At 74.8% G+C, this 1830-nt stretch carries 1 protein-coding gene and 1 pseudogene; both read right to left on the bottom strand.

Going from position 1 to position 1830, the window contains the following annotated elements; translation table 11 throughout:
• Positions 1-41: 41 nt before the first annotated feature.
• Complete coding sequence (locus tag CCN33_RS14775; RefSeq protein WP_086694085.1) at positions 42-1724, bottom strand: acyclic terpene utilization AtuA family protein; 1683 nt, start codon at positions 1722-1724, stop codon at positions 42-44.
• Positions 1721-1830, bottom strand: a pseudogene (locus CCN33_RS32990) (wyosine base formation domain-containing protein); the annotation flags it as partial. The pseudogene CCN33_RS32990 and the gene CCN33_RS14775, both read right to left, overlap by 4 nt.

Here is a 1830-nt window from a genome sequence, read left to right as displayed (position 1 = left end):
GTGGAGGGGCGGGGCGCCGGAGGGGCGCACGGTCCGGGGCGTCACAGGAGTTCCTCCGGGATGTCCAGGTGGCGGGAGCGGAGCCACTCGGCCAGGGCCTTGGCCTGGGGGTCGAAGCGGTGTTGGGCGGCCACGCCGGCGCCGAGGATGCCGGTGACGACGAAGTTCAGGGCGCGGAGGCGGGGCAGGACATGCCGGGTGACCGGGAGGTCGCGGGCCTCGGGGATCAGCTCCCGGAAGCGCTCGACGGTCAGCTCGTGCGCGAGCCAGCGCCAGCCGTCGGCGGAGCGGGCCCAGACGCCGACGTTGGCGTCTCCGCCCTTGTCCCCGCTACGGGCTCCGGCCACATGGCCCAGGGGGGCGCGGCGGGTGCTGCCCACGTGGAAGGGCTCGGGCAGTGCGGGCTCGGGCAACTCGCTGAGTGGGAGCGTCTCCTGCGGCGCGCCCACCTCGATACGGCGCCCATCGTGGAGGACGGCCACATGGTCAACGGCGCCATGGGGGACGGCCACATGCTCGAACACCCCGTAGGGCGAGCCCTTCCCCGGGGGCGCCAGCACATGGAATCCGGGGTAACTGGCGAGCGCCAGCTCGATCGCGGCCCCGCTCAGCCCCCGCCCGACCACCTCGGGATCGGCGTCCCGTACGACGAGCCGGAGCAGCGCACTCGCCGTCTCCTCCGTGCCGGCGTCGGCCCGGTCGGTGCGGGCCAGCTCCCAGCGCACCTCCTCCGGAGCCGCCTTGGCGAGCGCGACGTCCATCTGGTCGCGGACCAGCTCCGCCTTGGCCTCGATGTCGAGACCGGTGAGGACGAAGGCGACCTCGTTGCGGAAGCCGCCGAGCCGGTTGAGCCCGACCTTGAGCGTGGGCGGGGGCGCCTCACCGCGCACCCCCTCGATCCGCACCCGGTCCGGCCCGTCCTGGCGGAGCCGTACCGTGTCCAGCCGGGCGGTCACATCGGGACCCGCGTACCGGGCACCCCCCGTCTCGTACAGCAACTGGGCCGTGACCGTACCGGTGTCGACGAACCCGCCGGTCCCGGGATGCTTGGTCACGACACTGCTGCCGTCGGCATGGATCTCGGCCAGCGGAAAGCCGGGACGGCGTACGTCACCGTCCCGGAAGAAGGCGTAGTTGCCGCCCGTGACCTGGGTCCCGCACTCCAGCAGATGCCCGGCGACGACGGCCCCGGCGAGCTGGTCGTGGTCCCCCGGTCCCCACCCGAAGTGCGCGGCGGCGGGCCCGGTGACGAGCGCGGCGTCGGTCACCCGCCCGGTGATCACCACGTCGGCCCCGGCCCGCAGGCACTCCGCGACACCGAAGCCGCCGAGGTAGGCGTGGGCGGCGAGGGTGCCGGGGTACCCGGCGGTGAGGTCGTCGCCCTCCACGTGTGCGACCCGTACGGGTGTCCCGAGCCGCTCCGCCAGCTCCCGGACCTTCTCCGCGAGTCCGGCCGGGTTGAGCCCGCCCGCGTTGGTGACGATCCGCACCCCGCGCTCGTGGGCGAGCCCGAGGCAGTCCTCGAGCTGGCGCGCGAAGGTGCGGGCGTACCCGGCGCCGGGGTCCTTCAGCCGGTCGCGGCCGAGGATGAGCATGGTCAGCTCGGCGAGATAGTCCCCGGTGAGTACGTCGACCTCGCCGCCGGTGAGCATCTCGCGCAGGGCGCTCGAGCGGTCGCCGTAGAAGCCGGAGAAGTTGCCGATGCGCAGGGGGGGCGCCGTCACCGGGCGGGCTCCCCGGGCGCGGCTTCCCTGGGGTCGCGCCCGGTGCCGGGCGGGCCCGCGAAGGCCTGGGCGATGTCCAGCCAGCGGTCGGCGTCCGGGCCGACGG

The organism is Streptomyces recifensis, assembly GCF_002154615.1.
GTDB lineage: Bacteria > Actinomycetota > Actinomycetes > Streptomycetales > Streptomycetaceae > Streptomyces > Streptomyces griseoluteus.
The sequence above is the reverse complement of the archived record's forward strand: the minus strand, read 5'-3'. Positions and strand labels throughout refer to the sequence as shown.